At 72.3% G+C, this 16,646-nt stretch carries 19 protein-coding genes; 8 read left to right on the forward strand and 11 right to left on the reverse strand.

Going from position 1 to position 16,646, the window contains the following annotated elements; translation table 11 throughout:
• Positions 1-73: 73 nt before the first annotated feature.
• The gene (locus JF597_RS09900; protein ID WP_293991904.1) at positions 74-1,690 is read right to left on the reverse strand and encodes an MFS transporter; all 1,617 of its coding nucleotides are present in this window, start codon (positions 1,688-1,690) and stop codon (positions 74-76) included.
• Between the two features lie 260 nt (positions 1,691-1,950).
• Here JF597_RS09900 and JF597_RS09905 point away from each other — a divergent pair, with 260 nt between their 5' ends.
• The gene (locus JF597_RS09905; RefSeq protein ID WP_293991906.1) at positions 1,951-3,264 is read left to right on the forward strand and encodes a mannosyltransferase family protein; all 1,314 of its coding nucleotides are present in this window, start codon (positions 1,951-1,953) and stop codon (positions 3,262-3,264) included.
• Positions 3,265-3,502: 238 nt separating this feature from the next.
• Positions 3,503-4,522 (forward strand): phosphatase PAP2 family protein, encoded by a 1,020-nt coding sequence (locus tag JF597_RS09910; RefSeq protein WP_293991908.1) that lies wholly within the window; start codon positions 3,503-3,505, stop codon positions 4,520-4,522.
• A 107-nt stretch (positions 4,523-4,629) separates the two neighbouring features.
• Here the strand turns inward: JF597_RS09910 and JF597_RS09915 are convergent, their stop codons facing one another.
• The gene (locus JF597_RS09915) at positions 4,630-4,845 is read right to left on the reverse strand and encodes an I78 family peptidase inhibitor (RefSeq protein WP_293991910.1); all 216 of its coding nucleotides are present in this window, start codon (positions 4,843-4,845) and stop codon (positions 4,630-4,632) included.
• A gap of 494 nt (positions 4,846-5,339) precedes the next feature.
• A complete protein-coding gene (locus JF597_RS09920) occupies positions 5,340-6,035 on the reverse strand; it encodes a transglycosylase family protein (protein WP_293991912.1) in 696 nt (231 codons plus the stop codon).
• 540 nt (positions 6,036-6,575) lie between these two features.
• Here JF597_RS09920 and JF597_RS09925 point away from each other — a divergent pair.
• Entirely contained in the window at positions 6,576-7,361 is a 786-nt protein-coding gene (locus tag JF597_RS09925) for a hypothetical protein (protein WP_293991914.1), read from the forward strand.
• Positions 7,362-7,525: 164 nt separating this feature from the next.
• The gene (locus JF597_RS09930) at positions 7,526-7,933 is read left to right on the forward strand and encodes a hypothetical protein (protein ID WP_293991916.1); all 408 of its coding nucleotides are present in this window, start codon (positions 7,526-7,528) and stop codon (positions 7,931-7,933) included.
• 52 nt (positions 7,934-7,985) lie between these two features.
• Here JF597_RS09930 and der read toward each other — a convergent pair whose 3' ends face one another.
• From der to JF597_RS09960, 6 genes are all read right to left on the reverse strand, one after another.
• The gene (der, locus tag JF597_RS09935) at positions 7,986-9,470 is read right to left on the reverse strand and encodes a ribosome biogenesis GTPase Der (RefSeq protein WP_293991918.1); all 1,485 of its coding nucleotides are present in this window, start codon (positions 9,468-9,470) and stop codon (positions 7,986-7,988) included.
• Positions 9,471-9,547: 77 nt separating this feature from the next.
• The gene (locus JF597_RS09940; RefSeq protein WP_293992005.1) at positions 9,548-10,135 is read right to left on the reverse strand and encodes a lysophospholipid acyltransferase family protein; all 588 of its coding nucleotides are present in this window, start codon (positions 10,133-10,135) and stop codon (positions 9,548-9,550) included.
• A 53-nt stretch (positions 10,136-10,188) separates the two neighbouring features.
• Positions 10,189-10,875: a (d)CMP kinase gene (cmk, locus tag JF597_RS09945; RefSeq protein WP_293991920.1), complete on the reverse strand. Its 687-nt coding sequence runs from the start codon at positions 10,873-10,875 to the stop codon at positions 10,189-10,191.
• A gap of 96 nt (positions 10,876-10,971) precedes the next feature.
• A complete protein-coding gene (locus JF597_RS09950; RefSeq protein WP_293991922.1) occupies positions 10,972-12,057 on the reverse strand; it encodes a prephenate dehydrogenase in 1,086 nt (361 codons plus the stop codon).
• Positions 12,054-12,416 carry a chorismate mutase gene (gene aroH / locus JF597_RS09955; RefSeq protein WP_293991925.1) on the reverse strand — a complete coding sequence of 121 codons (363 nt, stop codon included), beginning with the start codon at positions 12,414-12,416 and terminating at the stop codon, positions 12,054-12,056. Before aroH ends, JF597_RS09950 begins: the two co-directional genes overlap by 4 nt.
• 96 nt (positions 12,417-12,512) lie before the next feature.
• On the reverse strand, positions 12,513-12,686 hold the full coding sequence (locus JF597_RS09960) for a hypothetical protein (protein WP_293991927.1): 174 nt from the start codon (positions 12,684-12,686) through the stop codon (positions 12,513-12,515).
• 124 nt (positions 12,687-12,810) lie between these two features.
• Between JF597_RS09960 and JF597_RS09965 the strand changes: the two genes are divergently transcribed.
• From JF597_RS09965 to JF597_RS09980, 4 genes are read left to right on the forward strand one after another with little or no spacing between them, the layout of a single operon-like run.
• The gene (locus JF597_RS09965) at positions 12,811-12,987 is read left to right on the forward strand and encodes a hypothetical protein (protein WP_293991930.1); all 177 of its coding nucleotides are present in this window, start codon (positions 12,811-12,813) and stop codon (positions 12,985-12,987) included.
• A gap of 29 nt (positions 12,988-13,016) precedes the next feature.
• Complete coding sequence (locus JF597_RS09970) at positions 13,017-13,601, forward strand: DUF6529 family protein (RefSeq protein ID WP_293991932.1); 585 nt, start codon at positions 13,017-13,019, stop codon at positions 13,599-13,601.
• The gene (locus JF597_RS09975) at positions 13,598-14,083 is read left to right on the forward strand and encodes a Rieske (2Fe-2S) protein (RefSeq protein WP_293991935.1); all 486 of its coding nucleotides are present in this window, start codon (positions 13,598-13,600) and stop codon (positions 14,081-14,083) included. Before JF597_RS09970 ends, JF597_RS09975 begins: the two co-directional genes overlap by 4 nt.
• A gap of 22 nt (positions 14,084-14,105) precedes the next feature.
• Positions 14,106-14,831, forward strand: a complete 726-nt coding sequence (locus JF597_RS09980; RefSeq protein ID WP_293991937.1) for a nucleotidyltransferase domain-containing protein — start codon at positions 14,106-14,108, stop codon at positions 14,829-14,831.
• Positions 14,832-14,853: 22 nt separating this feature from the next.
• On the opposite strand, the gene JF597_RS09985 is transcribed toward JF597_RS09980, so the two are convergent.
• Positions 14,854-15,876, reverse strand: a complete 1,023-nt coding sequence (locus tag JF597_RS09985) for an ADP-ribosylglycohydrolase family protein (RefSeq protein ID WP_293991939.1) — start codon at positions 15,874-15,876, stop codon at positions 14,854-14,856.
• Entirely contained in the window at positions 15,873-16,592 is a 720-nt protein-coding gene (locus JF597_RS09990) for an NUDIX domain-containing protein (RefSeq protein ID WP_293991942.1), read from the reverse strand. Before JF597_RS09990 ends, JF597_RS09985 begins: the two co-directional genes overlap by 4 nt.
• Positions 16,593-16,646 lie beyond the last annotated feature (54 nt).

Raw genomic sequence — 16,646 nt, forward strand, 5'->3', positions numbered from 1 at the left:
CCCACCCCTCCCCCAACCCGTACGGGCGGCGCGCGGGTGGGAAAGGCCCTGCCCCACGCCCCTCCGGGAGGCGCTACGCCGAGACGCGGGAGCGTTCGGGTTCGCGAGGGGCCGGGAGGTCCACCGCGGCAGCGGTGTCCGCGCAGTGCATGGCACGCGGCAGGCGCAGGGCCATCACCGCCCCCAGCAACAACAACCCCGCACTCACCAGCAACGTCACATGCAGCCCGTGCACGTAGGAGTCCCGCGCCGCCCGCCGCAACGTCGCCCCGGCCGCCCCGCCCAGCCGGCCGGCGACCTCGTACGCCTCGCCCAGCGAATGCCCCGCCGCGGCCGACGCCGACGCCGGCACCCCCGGCACCCCGGCCAGCCCCGGCGCATACGCCGCGTTCATCACACTGCCGAGGAGCGCGATCCCGATCCCGGCGCCCAGCTGGTACGACGTCTCGCCGATCGCCGCCGCCCCGCCGGCCTGCGCCGCCGGCGCCTCGCTCAGCATCGATTCGTACGCCCCGAAGAGCGTGGTCTCCAGACCGAAGCCCAGGAGCAGGAAGCCGACGAGCAGCAGGACCGCGTTGTCGGTGCCGCCCATCGCCGTCAGCGTGAGCACCGCCGCCGCGGTCAGGCAGAAGCCGAAGCACACCATCCGGCGCGGCCCGAAGCGCCGCAGCAGACGCGCCCCGGCCAGTCCCGCCGCCATCGCGGCGAGCGTCAGCGGCAGCAGTCGTAGCCCCGTCTGCAACGGTGAGAGCCCCAGCACGAGTTGCAGGTACTGCGCGGCGATCAGCTCGAGACCCACCAGCGCCAGCATCGCCAGCACGATGCAGCCCACCGCCGTGCAGAACGCCGGCCGCGCGAACATCTTCAGGTCCACCAGCGGGAACGCCCGCCGCCGTTGCCGCCGTACGAAGAACGCGAGGAGCAGGGCGCCGAGCACGAGCGGCGCCACCGTCAGCGCGCTGCCCGCCGGCTCGCCGCCGCCCAGGCGCTTCACCGCGAACACCACGCCGAACAGGCCGACCGCCGCCGTCAGCGCGCCGACCACGTCCCAGGGGCCGTCGCGGTCGCCGCGGGACTCGGGGAGGAGGAGACGCCCCACCGGCAGGCTGACCAGCATCAGCGGGATGTTGACCAGGAAGACGGAACCCCACCAGAAGTGTTCGAGGAGGAAGCCGCCGAGGAGAGGGCCGACGGCCGCGCCGACCGCGGCGACCGCGCTCCAGATGCCTATGGCGAGGGCCCGCTCACGACGGTCGGGGAAGACCTGGCGCAGGATGGAGAGGGTCGCCGGCATGATCATCGCACCGCCGACGCCGAGCAGTGCCCGGGCTCCGATCAGCGCCGCCGCGCTCGGCGCGAGGGCGGCCGCCGCGGAGGCGATGCCGAACAGGGCGTAGCCGAGGAGCAGGACCCGGCGCCGGCCCACCCGGTCGCCGAGCGTGCCGAACAGGATCAGCAGCGAGGCGCAGACAAGCGGGTAGACGTCGACGATCCAGAGCAGCTCCATGGCCCCGGGCTTGAGGTCCTCGGTGACCGCGGGCACCGCGACGTGCAGCACGGTCGCGTCGAGGGCGACCAGCAGCAGGCTGACGCAGAGCACGACGAGGACGACCCAGCGGTTGGCACCGAGACCGGCCCTGGACACCGCACGACGGCGCGGTCGTACGGCGGCCGTGGTCGTCCCGGACATGTACGTACCTCCCAGATGGTCCCTCGCGGGCGGCGGACCGGCGGGGCGGGGACTCCCCGTCGTACGGCCGGAGAGGAGCGGGGTCTCCGGCCCGCGCATACGAACGCGAGTGACATGTCAGCGTACGCGAGTTCGTTGCGGGGGCACGTGGCGGACCTCTCACACGCCCCGGAGAACTCATGTGGCGTACGCCACTGCCCCCGCCCTGCACCACGCCCGCGTGCACCTCGCGGTTCCGCGTCCCGTCGATAATCGAGCCCGTGACCGATCTTGAGACTTCCGTGGCGGCACCGCGCGCCCCCGCTCCGCGCCGGGCGGCGCCGGCCCTGCTCGGATACGCGGCCGTACGCGCCCTCGGCCTGGTCGTGCTGGCCGGATGGAGCGCGGCACGCGGCAAGAACGCGTACACCCTGTTGACGGCGCGCTGGGACTCGCTGTGGTACACCCGGGTCGCCGAACTGGGCTACGGCTACGAGGTACGGCTGCCGAACGGCGACGTCCACTCCAACCTGGCCTTCTTCCCGCTGCTGCCCTGGCTGGAGCGCCTGCTGCACGCGCTCGCGCCGCTGTCGTACGCCGACGCCGGCTTCACGGTGAGCCTGCTCGCCTCGCTCGCCGCGGCCTGGGGGGTCTTCGCCGTCACGGATCTCGTGTACGGCTCGCGGGCCGGGGTCTGCGCCGTGCTGGTGTGGGCCGTGCTGCCCGTCGGGATCGTGCAGTCGATGGCGTACAGCGAGTCGCTGTTCACGGCGCTGGCGGCGTGGTCGCTGTACGCCGTGCTGACCGGCCGCTGGGTGACCGCCGGGATGCTGGCGGCGCTGGCGGGACTGACCCGGCCGGTGGGGCTCGCCGTGGTGGCGGCGGTGTGGACGGCGGGGGTGGTCTCGTTCGTGCGGGAACGAGGCAGGGGCGCGCGGCACGGTGGTACGGATCAGCCGACCGGCGCGCATCTCGACGAACGCGCCCCCGAAGCATCCGGCGCCGCTCGCGCCCGGCGCGCCCCGCGGGCAACTGGCGCACCCGTCGCAGCGCACGCCCCCCTCGGCACCGCCCCCGGCACCACCCCCGGCTCCCCCGTCCGGCGCCGCGCCCTCGGCATGCTCCTCGCTCCCGTCGGCACCGCCGCCTATGTCCTGTGGGTCGGCCACCGCACCGGCCGGGGTCCGCTCGGCTACCTGGACGTCCAGGCGGGCTGGCGCAACGGCTTCGACGGCGGCTATGCGTTCGCACGCTTCGTCGCCGACAAGTTCACGTCATTTCCGTCCGCTGCGGCCGGAGCGGGTTTGATCCTCGGCGTCGGCCTGCTGCTGTGGCTCTACGTGACCGGCGTCCGCCAGCGGCAGCCGCTTCCCCTGCTGGTCTACACGGGTGTCGTCCTCGCCCTGGCGCTGTGCGCGTCGAGCTACTTCGGATCCAAGCCGCGGCTGCTGATGCCGGCCTTCCCGGTCCTGCTGCCCCTCGCCCGGGCCCTCGCCCGGCTGCGCACCAGCAGATCGGCGCTGGTCACGGCGGGTGTGGCGGTGGCCTCGGCGATCTATGGCGCGTTCTGGCTGAACGGCTCCGGACCTCCATGATCATTTCGGTGGGCCCGATGAGCAGCGGGAGAATTCCACCCCATGCTTTGGTTAACGAATTCATAAGTGCCATAAAACGGCGACCCGACATGATCAAAGGAATTGAAGGGCAGACCCGCCGAGGATTACGGAATCCTTAGAATTCGGAGACCTCCTGAGAGGTTTCCCACATCACATCGTCATCACAAAGCCGCTGTTTCGACCGGGAACAGAGCTCACTCGCTGTAACGTCGATTGGGTGCGTACCGAACGAAACCTCACCCGTCTGGACCGGGTGTTCGCCAGGCTGGACCGTGAGCCGGAACGGCCGGCCCACATTGATGTGCCGAAGATGAGCCGGCACCGGGTCGTGTTGTTCACCGCGACCCTCGCCTTCTACCTGGCGATCGTGTGGGCCGTCGTGATCACGTCCTGGCTGGTCCGGCTCGACTGGCAGGTCATGTTCTTCCGGCCGTACCAGCAGTGGTCGGGGATCCACTGGTTCGTCGACTACTACGTGGTCCTCGGCCAGCGCGGCCCGACCGCCGTCATGGTCGCGGCCTGGCTGGGCTGGCGCTCCTGGCGGCAGCACACCCTGCGCCCACTGCTCACGCTCGGCGCCTCGCTGCTGCTGCTCAACATCACCGTCGGCGCCGCCAAGCTCGGCATGGGGCGCCTCGGACCGCACTACGCGACCGTCATCGGCTCGAACGAGATGGGCCTGGGCGGCGATATATTCCCCAGCGGACACACCGCCAACGCGGTGGTGACCTGGGGAATTCTGGCATATCTGGCCTCCACCCCGAGAGCCCGCCGCTGGCTCTCCGCCGCCTCGGCGGTCACCTCCCTCGGCGTCGGCATGTCCACCGTCTACCTCGGTACGCACTGGCTGAGCGACGTGTTGCTGGGCTGGGCGGCGGGGCTGCTGATCCTGCTGGCGCTGCCGTGGTGCGAGCCGTTCATCGCCCGCGCCGAGGCCTGGCTCTTCGACCTGCGCGACCGTTGGCGCGCCCGCCGCGGCAGCACGGTGCCCGTGCCCGTCCCGGTGCCCGTGGCCCTCAAGCCGCGCCCGGCGCCGGTCGAGCAGACGACGCCGGAGCCCGAGCCGGCCTCCCTGGGCCGCCCGCCCAGGGCCCCGATCCACCTGGCGCCCGGTCCGCACACGGCCCGCTCGGAGCGCACCCCGGTGACCCCGGCGGGCAGCCGCCGCCCGCAGCACCCCGAGCGGCAGCCGCGCGGCACCGCCGCCCAGCCGGCCCGCCCGCTGACGGGCGGCTGACGGCCCCACGGACGCGACAACGGGGTCCCGGTACGCACAACCCGCCCCGGCACGGCGAAGGCCCCGGTTCCCGCAGCACGGGAACCGGGGCCTTCGCCGTCGTACGGTCAGCCCTTCCAGGCGCGCGCCACGACGCCGTCCCGTACCTCGAAGTTGAGCCGCCCCATCCGGTACTCCATGGTGATGATCGCGCCCGGCGGCAGCGAGCGCACCGTGGTCCATCCCCGCTGCCGGGCGAGCCGTTCCGCGTCGCCCGCGTCGCGGCCTACGTACCCTTGCGGGCTGTCCTGGGGCTCCGTCGGCGGAGCGGTGTCCGGTGCCATACGGCCCACGCTAGGCCGCTTCCGGCGGCGACGGAAGCCGAAGTCCCGCGTCCGTACCCGGTCACGCTTCTGTCACAGAATCACGACACGCGTTTCGATCGAACTCCGTCACACGTTCGAGCGGTTCCATGCGCCTTCCTGGCGCATTCGAGCGCAATTCCCCGGCGCCGGTAGGGTCTTCCGAAAAAACGCCGGAAAGAACCGGACACCGGGATCCGGGGCACTCCGGCACGCGCATTCCATTCCGATTCCGGCGGCCCGCGCCGAAGCTGACACCGCATAAGAGATTCACCGGTTCGGCACAGAACCCCCGTACCGCACGGGCAGGACCGGGGTTGCGGCGACGTGAACTCGGAGAGTGCCGTCCGCACCTGAATCGCCCTCGCATACGGGCGCGCGCCCCCATTCGGAGCATGCACATGCCCCTACGGAACGCACCGTGCCCCGCCCGGTCGGACCGGGCGGGGCAGGGCGGTGCGGGGCGGGGGTTCGCGTCAGAGCGCGAGGCGCTGCCCGGGCACGATGAGGTTCGGGTCGTCGCCGATGACGGCCTTGTTGGCGGCGTAGAGGCGCTGCCAGGTGGTGCCGTGCCGCTCGGCGATCCGGCTCAGGGTGTCGCCCTCGCGGACGGTGTAGTCGCCCTTGGCCGAGGTGCGGCCGGTGCCGGTCGTCGAGCGCTGCGGCGCCTTCGCCGCGGGGGCCGACTTCCGGGTGGTCGACGTGGTCGACGGCTTCGTCGACTTCGTCGCCGACTCCGTGCTGCTCTTCGTGGTCACCGAGGCGCTCTCGGGCGCCGAACCGGTCGCCCCGGCCCGCGCCGAGCAGACCGGCCACGCGCCCCAGCCCTGGGCGTGCTGGACCTTGGTGGCGACGGCTATCTGCGCTTCCCTGGAGGCCTGGTCGGCCGTCCCCGCGTAGGCGGTGCCGCCGTACGCGCGCCAGGTGGAGGCGGAGAACTGGAGTCCGCCGTAGTAGCCGTTGCCGGTGTTGATGTGCCAGTTGCCGCCGCTCTCGCACTGGGCGATGCGGTCCCACACTCCGTTGTCCGCCGCCGCGGCGTTGCCGGTGGCTGCCAGCAGGCCCAGCGGGGCGAGCAGTGCCGCTCCGGCCAGGGCGGCCGTCGTACGGCCCTTGCGGGAGCCGTTCTTGTTCGCGGCGGTCTCACGGGTGGTATCGGCACACTCGGACATGTATTTCCCTCTCCACGTACCCGGGGTCCCCCAGGCGGGGCGCGGTCCCCGCGCAATGGACGCGGTTCCTCGCGCTCGCCCCGTCCGCCGCGGCCGTTCCTGCGGTGATGCTCTGCCTGGTGCCGGCCGGCGGACGTACCCGAGCGGTGCTCGCTGCACACGGCGGAGGAATCTAGAGATCGGGAACGCCCGAAATCAACCAACTCCCCGTCAGGCCAGGCCAGTTCGGCGTTACCTTAGGTAGCGGCACTTTTCAGCCACCCACTACATTCTGGGATTTCGTGATTTGTCGACCACGGGTTCGATGGATCTGTGATTCACTTCACCATGTCAAACTCCTTTGACTTGCAAAGAGTTGACGGGGAGTGCCGGATTCCGCACGAAGAGTGACCCTGTGCAGTGGATGGTTCGATCCCGATCCCCCCGGTGCGTGACCCCCACCACAGATCGCCCGTTGTCTTCTTCATGAGCCCGCGACCCCGGGGGCTCACGGACCGGGAGCCCCCGGCCCTTCACGTACCGCATCCCGAGGGAGCCACCGTGCCGCGCATGCTCGACGTCAGCGACGAGGTACGAGCCGAGATCGGCGACGAAGAAGCCGACCGGCTGCTCGCCGGAGACAACGCCCCGGGCAGTTACGACTGCACGTCCTGCCGCACCCCGGGCGACTCCGAACAGGAGCGCACCAGCACCGTCCTGTTCATCGGCGACGAGACCGCCGTCCTCGCCTTCGCCCATGCCACCTGCCTGCCCTCGCAGGTCGTCCAGGTCACCGAGGAGCAGTTGCAGGGCGCGGTCCGCTCCATCAGCGGCGACGGCGCGCCCGGTGGCGGGGCGCAGAAGTCCGCGCCCGAACAGGCGGTGCTCGGGGTGACCAGCGGACTCGTGCTGATCGCCGGGGAGTTGCACCCCGCGCTGGTGGTGGAGCCGACCTCGCCGATCGTGCGGCCCGGTACGGACGGGGTGGGCGACGACTTCCTGCCGCTCCTCATCGAGCAGGGCTTCATGCCGGTGCCGCAGCTGACGGCGGTGCCGCCGGTGCTGCACGGGTGGTCGGTGCTGCTGGCGGTGGGTCAGCTGCACGCGGTGCTGCAGCCCGGGCCGGCGGGCGGGCAGCCGGTGGCGTGGTGGCAGGCGCATCAGCCGCTGCAGGTGACCGACGGGTGGCGGGCGGCCGCCAACAAGCACCAGCAGGTGCTGATGTTCGCGGCGCCGGTGGGGTCGATCGGGCGGCAGCCCCGGGAGGACCTGCTGCGCGACGCGATCGACAAGGCGGCGGCGAACGGGAAGCTGGTCGCGGCGGCGTTGCCGCTGGCGGGGGTCTGAGGGGCGCCCACGCGGGGTGGGAACTGCCGTGCGTGAGCGGCTGCGGGTAGTCCGTAGCTGGCCGCGCAGTTCCTCCCCCAGCCTTCGGCCGGGGGTACCCCCAGCGCCCTGAACGAGCGCCTCAGGGGCCGCATCTCTTTGAAGACCTGGTCGTTTGGACATACGTGCACGCATACGACCTTCCTCACCACCGGCCGTCCTTCTCCGCCGTTCCCGCTGCTCGGGTGGCTCAGGAGGCCCAGGGCGGGTTCTCGGCCACGCCGATCTACGACTCGCTCTACACGGAGTGGGTCAAGGCCTTCCGAACGCTGCCGGGTGATCGCAGCGGGGAGGAGTCCCTGGGGTTCGTCGCCTTCGGGAACGCGCCGTTCAGTACCGGCACCCACGGTCTTGTCTCGTACGGAGGGAACTCGTACAGCGCGTACAGCGCGGGTGCCTACAGCGCCCGAAGCGGCGGCGGGCAGCCGCAGCCGCCGCAGTGGCAGCGGATCGGGACGCTCGGCCGGGCCCAGGAGGCCGGGACGGCGCCCGTCCCGGTGGCGCTTCCGCCGGCTCCGCGCCGGGGGATGTGACACAGGCCAGAGGGGCGGCCACCGGGTCCGGTGGCCGCCCCTCTCCGTGTCCCTACTTCTTCTTCGCGCCGCGCTTCTCGCGCACCCGTACGGACATATGGATGGGCGTGCCCTCGAAGCCGAACTCCTCGCGCAGCCGGCGTTCGATGAACCGGCGGTAGCCCGCCTCGATGAAGCCGGAGGCGAACAGGACGAACCGCGGCGGCTTGGTGCCTGCCTGGGTGCCGAACAGGATGCGCGGCTGCTTGCCGCCCCGCACCGGGTGCGGGTGGGCCGCGACCAGCTCGCCCAGGAAGGCGTTGAGACGGCCGGTGGGGACGCGGGTCTCCCAGCCGGCGAGGGCGGTCTCGATCGCGGGTACCAGCTTCTCCATGTGGCGGCCGGTGCGCGCCGAGACGTTGACCCGGGGTGCCCAGGCGACCTGGCCGAGCTCGGTCTCGATCTCGCGCTCCAGGTAGTAGCGGCGCTCCTCGTCGAGGGTGTCCCACTTGTTGAAGGCGAGGACGACCGCGCGGCCCGCCTCGACGGCCATGGTGACGATCCGCTGGTCCTGCACGGAGATGTTCTCGGAGGCGTCGAGCAGGATGACCGCGAGCTCGGCCTTCTCGACGGCGGCCGCGGTGCGCAGCGAGGCGTAGTAGTCGGCGCCCTGCTGGAGGTGGACGCGCTTGCGGATGCCGGCGGTGTCGACGAACTTCCAGGTGACGCCGCCGAGTTCGATCAGCTCGTCGACCGGGTCGCGGGTGGTGCCGGCGAGCTCGTTGACGACGACGCGCTCCTCGCCGGCCACCTTGTTGAGGAGGGAGGACTTGCCGACGTTCGGGCGGCCGATGAGGGCGATCCGGCGGGGGCCGCCGACGCCGGAACCGCCGAAGGTCTGCTCGGGCGCCTCGGGCAGCGCCTCCAGGACGGCGTCCAGCATGTCGCCGGTGCCGCGGCCGTGCAGGGCGGAGACCGGGTGGGGCTCGCCGAGGCCGAGGGACCAGAGGTAGGCGGCGTCGGCCTCGCCGCTGGGGCCGTCGACCTTGTTGGCGGCCAGCACGACGGGCTTGCCGGCCTTGCGCAGCAGGCGTACGACCGCCTCGTCGGTGTCGGTCGCGCCGACCTTGGCGTCGACGACGAAGACGACCGCGTCGGCCGCCTCGATCGCGTACTCGGCCTGGGCGGCCACGGAGGCGTCGATGCCGAGGACGTCCTGCTCCCAGCCGCCGGTGTCGACGACCTTGAAGCGGCGGCCGGCCCACTCGGCCTCGTAGGTCACGCGGTCCCGGGTGACACCGGGCTTGTCCTCGACGACGGCCTCGCGGCGGCCGATGATGCGGTTGACCAGGGTCGACTTGCCGACGTTGGGACGGCCCACGACGGCGAGGACGGGCAGCGGGCCGTGGCCGGCCGCCTCGATGGCGCCCTCGACGTCCTCGATGTCGAAGCCCTCTTCGGCGGCGAGCTCCATGAACTCCGCGTACTCGGTGTCACCGAGCGCCCCGTGGTCGTACTCGTGCTCAGCCGAGTCGCCGGGCTGGATGTGGTCGTTCATGGAGTCCGTACCTCGTCGTTCATCGTGGTGATCGGTGGACCAGCCGCCAAGAGCGCTGGTCCACTACTCAGTGTCGCCTAGCGTCCGGTCAGACGCCTGGCGTTTTCCAGGTGGCCGGCGAGCTGCTTCTGGATGCGCTCGGTGGCCTCGTCCAGGGCCTTGCGGGTGCGGCGGCCGGTGCCGTCGCCCGCCTCGAAGGGGTCGCCGAAGACGACGTCGACGCGGGAGCGCAGCGGGGGCAGCCCCTTCACCAACCGTCCGCGCCGCTCGGAACTTCCCAGCACGGCCACCGGGACGATCGGCGCCCCGGAGCGCACCGCGAAGTAGGCGAGGCCCGCGCGGAGCGCGGCGAAGTCGCCGTCGCCGCGGCTGCCCTCGGGGAATATGCCGAGCACTCCCCCGGCCTGCAGGACGCCGAGCGCCCGGGTGACGGCCGTGCGGTCGGTGGACTGACGGTCCACCTTCAGCTGCCCGATCCGGGTCAGGAACGGGTCGAGCGGGCCGACGAACGCCTCCTTCTTGATGAGGAAGTGCGTCGGCCGGGGTGCCACGCCCATGACCATCGGGCCGTCGATGTTGTGGGAGTGGTTCACGGCGAGGATCGCCGGGCCCTGCGCCGGCACTTTCCAGGCGCCGAGCACGCGCGGCTTCCACAGCCCGTACATCAGGCCGACACCGATGCGGCGCCCGGTCTCGGCGCCGCGCTGCGACGGAAGGTTCACTTCCCGGCCCGCTTCTCCTCGACGAGGGTGACGACGCACTCGACGACCTGGGCCAGCGTCAGCTCGGTGGTGTCCACCTCGACGGCGTCGCCGGCCTTGGCGAGCGGCGAGGTCTTGCGGGTGGAGTCGGCGGCGTCGCGCTTGACCAGGGCCTCGCGGGTGGCGTGGACGTCTGCGCCCTTGAGCTCGCCGCTGCGGCGGGCCGCGCGGGCCTCCGGGGAGGCGGTGAGGAAGACCTTCAGGTCGGCGTCGGGCAGCACCGTCGTACCGATGTCGCGGCCCTCGACGACGATGCCGTTCGCGGCGGCGCGGGCCAGCGACCGCTGCAGCTCGCTGATCATGGTCCGCACCTCGGGTACGGCGCTGACCGCGCTGACCTTGGAGGTGACCTCCTCGGTGCGGATCGGGCCGGAGACGTCCACGCCGTCGACGGTGATCGTCGGCTTGACCGGGTCGGTCCCCGAGACGATCTCCGGCTTGCCGGCCACCGCGGCGATCGCGGTCGGGTCGGTGACGTCGATGCCGTTGTGCACCATCCACCAGGTGATGGCCCGGTACTGGGCGCCGGTGTCCAGGTAGCTCAGGCCGAGCTGCTCGGCCACGGCCTTGGACGTGCTCGACTTGCCGGTGCCCGAGGGGCCGTCGATCGCGACAATCACGGGCTTTGCGGCGCCGTTTTCCACGGGTGGACACCTTCCGGGTGCAGAGTGGTGGGTGGTGTGCGGGCGGCGGTGCGCCCCGCACAAGGTTACCGGCCCCCGGGACCGCCGTTTTCAGCGCTACTGCCGCAGCGCCCAGCCCCGGTCCCGCAGCGCCGACGTGAGCACGGGCACCGCCTTCGGCTCCACCCACAGCTGGACGAGGCCGGCCTGCTGACCGGTCGCGTGCTCGATCCGCACGTCCTCGATGTTGACCCCGGCCGCCCCGGCGTCCGCGAAGATCCGGGCCAGCTGACCGGGCTGGTCGTCGATGAGCACCGCCACGACCTCGTACACCCGCGGCGCCGAGCCGTGCTTGCCGGGTACCCGCACCTGGCCGGCGTTGCCGCGGCGCAGCACGTCCTCGATGCCGGCCCCGCCGGCCCGCCGCTCGGCCTCGTCCGAGGACTGCAGGGCGCGCAGGGCGCCGACCGTCTCGTCGAGGTCGGCGGAGACGTCGGCGAGCAGGTCGGCGACCGGGCCGGGGTTCGCGGAGAGGATGTCGATCCACATCCGGGGGTCGGAGGCGGCGATCCGGGTGACGTCCCGGATGCCCTGTCCGCACAGCCGTACGGCCGACTCGTCGGCGTGCTCCAGGCGGGCGGCGACCATGCTGGAGACCAGGTGGGGCATGTGGGAGACCAGGGCGACGGCGCGGTCGTGGGCGTCGGCGTCCATGACGACCGGGACCGCCCGGCAGTGCGAGACCAGTTCCAGGGCGAGGTTGAGCACCTCGGTGTCGGTGTCGCGGGTCGGGGTGAGTACCCAGGGCCGTCCCTCGAAGAGGTCGGCGGTGGCCGCCAGCGGTCCGGACTTCTCCCGGCCCGACATGGGGTGCGTCCCGATGTACGACGCCAGGTCCAGGCCCTTGGCCTCCAGTTCCCGGCGCGGGCTGCCCTTGACGCTGGCCACGTCGGCGTAGCCGCGGGCCAGGCCCCTGCTCATCGCGTCCGCGAGGACGGCGGCGACATGGGCGGGCGGGGCGGCGACGACGGCCAGGTCGACCGGGCCCTCGGGCGCCTCGTCGGTGCCGGCGCCGAGCGCGGCCGCGGTACGGGCCTGCTCGGGGTCGTGGTCGGCGAGGTGGACGACGACGCCCCGCTGGGCGAGGGCGAGCGCGGCGGACGTACCGATGAGACCGGTACCGATGACGAGCGCGGTTCTCACTGGGCGATGTCCTTGCGCAGGGCGGCCGCGGCGCCGAGGTAGACGTGGTTGATCTCGGCCCGGGACCGGTCGGACTCGATGTGCGCCAGGATCCGTACCACGCGGGGCATCGCGCCCGCGATGTCCAGCTCCTGGGCGCAGATCAGCGGCACGTCGACGATGCCGAGCTTGCGCGCGGCGGCCGCCGGGAAGTCGCTGTGCAGGTCGGGGGTGGCCGTGAACCAGATACTGATCAGGTCGTCGGCGGTCAGGCCGTTCCGCTCCAGGACGGCCGTGAGCAGCGCTCCGACCTGCTGCTCCATGTGACCGGCGTCGTCCCGCTCCAGCTGGACGGCCCCCCGGACCGCTCGTACCGCCACCGCACCGCTCCTGTTCCGACGTCGGCCTGTTGGTCCGTCCAGCCTAGTCAGCCCGCCGCCGGTCCCGTGCGCCGTGCCCGCCCGCTGAGACGCCGCCTAGTCCTTGCGCACGGCCGGAGCGGACTTCGCGAGGGTCTCCAGGAGTCCGCCGAGCGAGCTGCCGCCCTGGCCGTGACTCATGGCGCCGATCAGCGTGGTCAGCAGCCCGGCGTCTTCGCCGTCCTCGCCGAGGAGGCTGCCGAGTATGTTTTCAAGGTCATTGCCTGCCATGGCCCCAATGTCACGCGTATGACCCAATTCCGCTACTTGGGGTGAAGTACCCCTGTGCGCCTCCTTACGCCGGGCCCGCCGGTCCGCTCTGATGACAGGCAGACCCGCCTCGGGGAGGTCCGCCATGAAACGTCCCGGTCCGTTGCTGACCCTGCTCGCGGGTCTGCTGCTCGGTCTGCTCACGCTGGCGCTCGACGCGACGGCGGGCACGAGGAACGCCCAAGGGCTCGGGGCTCCACCGGGCCACGGCACCGTGACGGTCGACGGACAGCGGGTGACGGCGGACCCGGTCCTCCCCTGACATCCGGCCGAGACCCGAGGGAGCCGACCTTGACCGCCGACCCGAACGCCGCCGCCGAGAACTGGCCGCCGCCCGAGCCGCACCGCCGCGGTCCGCACCCCGCCCGCTGTCTCGTCCCCGTCCTGGTGGCCGGCGCGGTCGCGGTCGCCCTCGGCGTGTACGGCAGGGTCCACCACCCGACCGGGAGCGTCTTCGGCCTCGGCGCCTTCAGCAGCACGTTCGCGGGGAAGACGTGGCTGGCCTCGATCGCGCTCTTCTTCGCGGTCGTCCAGCTGGTCTCCGCGCTGATGCTGTACGGGAAGCTGCCGGGACCACGCTGGTCCTCGGGCCTGCACCGCTGGTCGGGACGGATCGCCTTCCTGGTCGCCGTCCCCGTCGCGGTGCACTGCCTGTACGCGTTGGGCTATCAGACGTACGAAACACGCGTTTTGTGGCACTCCATCCTGGGTTGCTTCTTCTTCGGTGTTTTCAGTGCCAAGATGCTGCTGCTCCGCTGGGAGCGACTCCCTGGCTGGCTGCTGCCGATCGTCGGTGGGCTGGTGTTCGCCGTGCTCACGCTCGTCTGGCTGACGTCCGCATTCTGGTTCTTCCGCACGTTCGGAGTGACGACATGACCGAGGGCTCCACTCGGCGCACCATGCTCACAACGGGTACCGCGGCGCTCGCCGCGACCTGCGTGGGCTGCGGCAACAACAACGGCAACAGCTCCGCGGGCTCGACCGAGACACCCGCCTCGTCCGAGACGCCCAGCGCGGCTGAGACGCCCGCCTCCCCCGCGGCGTCGCCCACCGCAGGCTCCTCCGCCGCCGGGAAGGCGCTGGCGCAGACGAGTGAGATCCCGGAGGGCGGCGGCACGATCTTCAAGGACCAGAAGATCGTGGTGACCCAGCCGGCCAAGGGCGAGTTCAAGGCCTTCTCGGCGATCTGCACCCACATGGGCTGCACCGTGGCGAAGGTGGCGGACGGCACCATCGACTGCCCCTGCCACGGCAGCAAGTTCCACATCGCCGACGGCTCGGTCGCCCACGGTCCGGCGACGAGGCCGCTGCCGGCCGAGTCGATCACGGTGAGCGGAAATTCGATCACCCTGGGGTGAGCGGCCGCGTACTCTCCCGGGCATGCAGCCCGAGGACCTGGTACGCGACCACACGATCTACGCCTGTGTCATGGGGTCGCGGGCCTTCGGGCTGGCCACCGAGGACAGCGACACCGACCGCCGGGGTGTGTTCCTCGCCCCCACCCCCCTCTTCTGGGGCTTCGAGAAGCCGCCCACGCATGTCGAGGGGCCGGGCGAGGAGCAGTTCTCCTGGGAGCTGGAGCGGTTCTGCGAGCTGGCGCTGCGGGGCAATCCGAACATCCTGGAGTGCCTGCACTCGCCCCTGGTCGAACACGCCGACGACACGGGCCGCGGCCTGCTCGCCCTGCGCGGGGCCTTCCTCTCCCGGCGCGCCTACGACACGTTCACCCGCTATGCCCTCGGCCAGCGCCGGAAGCTCGACGCGGACGTCCGGACGCACGGCGCCCCGCGCTGGAAGCACGCGATGCACCTGCTGCGGCTCCTGACCAGTGCCCGAGATCTGCTGCGCACCGGCGAGCTGACGATCGACGTCGGCGACATGCGCGCGGAGTTCCTGGCGGTGAAGCGGGGCGAGGTCTCCTGGGCTGAGGTCGAGTCCCGGATGGCCCGGCTCGCCGCGGAGACCGAGCAGGCCCTGCGCGGCAGCCCGCTCCCGGCGGAACCGGACCACGCGCGCGTGGCCGACTTCCTGTTCCGGGTGCGCCGGGACTCAGCCCTCCAGACGCACGCGGACCACCGGGTCGTGCAGGGCGTCGGGCAGCGCTGAGGCTGCTCTGCGCCCCGTGCCCTCAAGCGTCCCAGAGCGCGCCCAGGGTGAGCAGGTCGCCCCCGTACTCGATCCGGTCGGCCCACTCCGTCGGCCAGGCGTCCGCGCCCAGCCAGGCGCCCGCGAACGCCCCGGTGAGGCAGGCGATCGAGTCCGAGTCGCCGGAGGAGCAGGCGGCCCGGCGCAGCGCGAACAGCGGCTCGCCGGGGAAGAGCAGGAAGCAGAGCAGACCGGTGGCCAGTGCCTCCTCGGCGATCCAGCCGGCGCCGGTGGCCAGGCAGGGGTCGGCCTCCGGCGAGGCGGTCCGCACGGCCTCCTGGAGCCGGTCGAGGATCTCCAGGCACTCGTCCCAGCCGCGCGCCGTGAACTCCTCGGGGGTCGCGTCCTGGCCGCGCGTCCACAGGTCGCCGAGCCAGCTGTGGTGGTAGCGGGTGCGGTTCTCCCGGGCGTACGACCGCAACTGCCCGACGAGACCGTCCGGTTCGGCCCCCTGCGCGAGCAGGTGCACGGCACGCGCGGTGAGGTCGGAGGCGGCCAGGGCGGTGGGGTGGCCGTGAGTGAGCGCGGCCTGCAACTGGGCGGCCCCGGCACGCTGTTCGTCGCTCAGCCCCGGCGCGAGTCCGAGGGCCGCGACCCGCATGTTGGCGCCGCAGCCCTTGGAGTCGATCTGGCTGGCGTCCTGCCAGGCCCGGCCCTCGTCCTTCAGGAGCGCGCACGCACGCAGACAGGTGTTGCCCGGCGCCCGGTTGTTGTCCGGCGACTCGTACCAGGCCACGAACTCCGCGCGCAGCGGCCGTTCCAGGTGCTCGGGCGCGAGTACTCCGCGGTCCATCGCGGTGCGCACGGCGTGTCCCACGGCGAGGGTCATCTGGGTGTCGTCGGAGACGACGGCCGGCCTCGGCAGCGCCATCTCCCGCCACGGTCCCGACTCGGCGAGTATGGACGGCACGTCGTTGAACTCGGCGGGGAAGCCGAGCGCGTCCCCGAGGGCGAGGCCGATCAGGGAGCCGGTGGCGGCGCGCTTGTCGCCGAGGTTCGTGGTCATGCGGGGCGTCCTTCCCGGGACGGGCGGAGCAGGGGCGGGTGGAGCGCGGTGGCGGTGCCCGCGCGGTAGAGGGCGGCCGGTTTGCCGCGGCCGCCGGTCAGCCGGGCGGCGCCGGGGACGGGTTCGACGAAGCCGGGGGTGGCGAGCACCTTGCGGCGGAAGTTGGGGCGGTCCAGCGCGACGCCCCACACGGTCTCGTAGACGTGCTGCAGCTCGCCGAGCGTGAACTCGGGCGGGCAGAAGGCGGTGGCGAGACAGCTGTACTCCAGCTTCGCACCGACCCGTTCGTGGGCGTCGGCCAGGATCCGGTCGTGGTCGAAGGCGAGCGGGCGGCCCGGGTCGTACGGCAGCCAGCGCGCCTGGGCCGCGTCGCCCCCGCCGTGCGGCTCGGGGGCGTCGGGCAGCAGCGCGGTGAAGGCGACGGAGACGACCCGCATCCTCGGGTCGCGGTCCGGCTCGCTGTAGGTCCGCAGCTGCTCCAGGTGCAGTCCGGACACGTCCGACAGTCCGGTCTCCTCGGCGAGTTCCCGCCGGGCCGCCGTCTCGGCCGACTCCCGCGGCAGCAGGAAGCCGCCGGGCAGCGCCCACTGTCCGGCGTACGGCTCCTGCCCGCGCTCGACGAGCAGCACGTGCAGGGCGCCGGCGCGGAGGGTGAGGACGGCGAGGTCGACGGTGACGGCGAAGGGTTCGAAGGCGTACTTGTCGTAGCCCTGCATGCGCCCGTCCACCCCCTCGGTGATCGATGCGAGTAATAGTCTCTGCGACTATAA

Source organism: Streptomyces sp. (assembly GCF_019510245.1).
Taxonomy (GTDB): domain Bacteria; phylum Actinomycetota; class Actinomycetes; order Streptomycetales; family Streptomycetaceae; genus Streptomyces.

Bases quoted from the DNA above. Each gene is read 5' to 3' on its own strand.
- JF597_RS09980 (WP_293991937.1), top strand. From the start codon at position 14,106: ATGCAGCCCGAGGACCTGGTACGCGACCACACGATCTACGCCTGTGTC.
- JF597_RS09920 (WP_293991912.1), bottom strand. From the start codon at position 6,035: ATGTCCGAGTGTGCCGATACCACCCGTGAGACCGCCGCGAACAAGAAC.
- JF597_RS09960 (WP_293991927.1), bottom strand. From the start codon at position 12,686: ATGGCAGGCAATGACCTTGAAAACATACTCGGCAGCCTCCTCGGCGAG.
- JF597_RS09940 (WP_293992005.1), bottom strand. From the start codon at position 10,135: ATGTACGGGCTGTGGAAGCCGCGCGTGCTCGGCGCCTGGAAAGTGCCG.
- JF597_RS09985 (WP_293991939.1), bottom strand. From the start codon at position 15,876: ATGACCACGAACCTCGGCGACAAGCGCGCCGCCACCGGCTCCCTGATC.
- JF597_RS09965 (WP_293991930.1), top strand. From the start codon at position 12,811: ATGAAACGTCCCGGTCCGTTGCTGACCCTGCTCGCGGGTCTGCTGCTC.
- JF597_RS09975 (WP_293991935.1), top strand. From the start codon at position 13,598: ATGACCGAGGGCTCCACTCGGCGCACCATGCTCACAACGGGTACCGCG.
- der (WP_293991918.1), bottom strand. From the start codon at position 9,470: ATGAACGACCACATCCAGCCCGGCGACTCGGCTGAGCACGAGTACGAC.
- JF597_RS09990 (WP_293991942.1), bottom strand. From the start codon at position 16,592: ATGCAGGGCTACGACAAGTACGCCTTCGAACCCTTCGCCGTCACCGTC.
- JF597_RS09915 (WP_293991910.1), bottom strand. From the start codon at position 4,845: ATGGCACCGGACACCGCTCCGCCGACGGAGCCCCAGGACAGCCCGCAA.
- JF597_RS09900 (WP_293991904.1), bottom strand. From the start codon at position 1,690: ATGTCCGGGACGACCACGGCCGCCGTACGACCGCGCCGTCGTGCGGTG.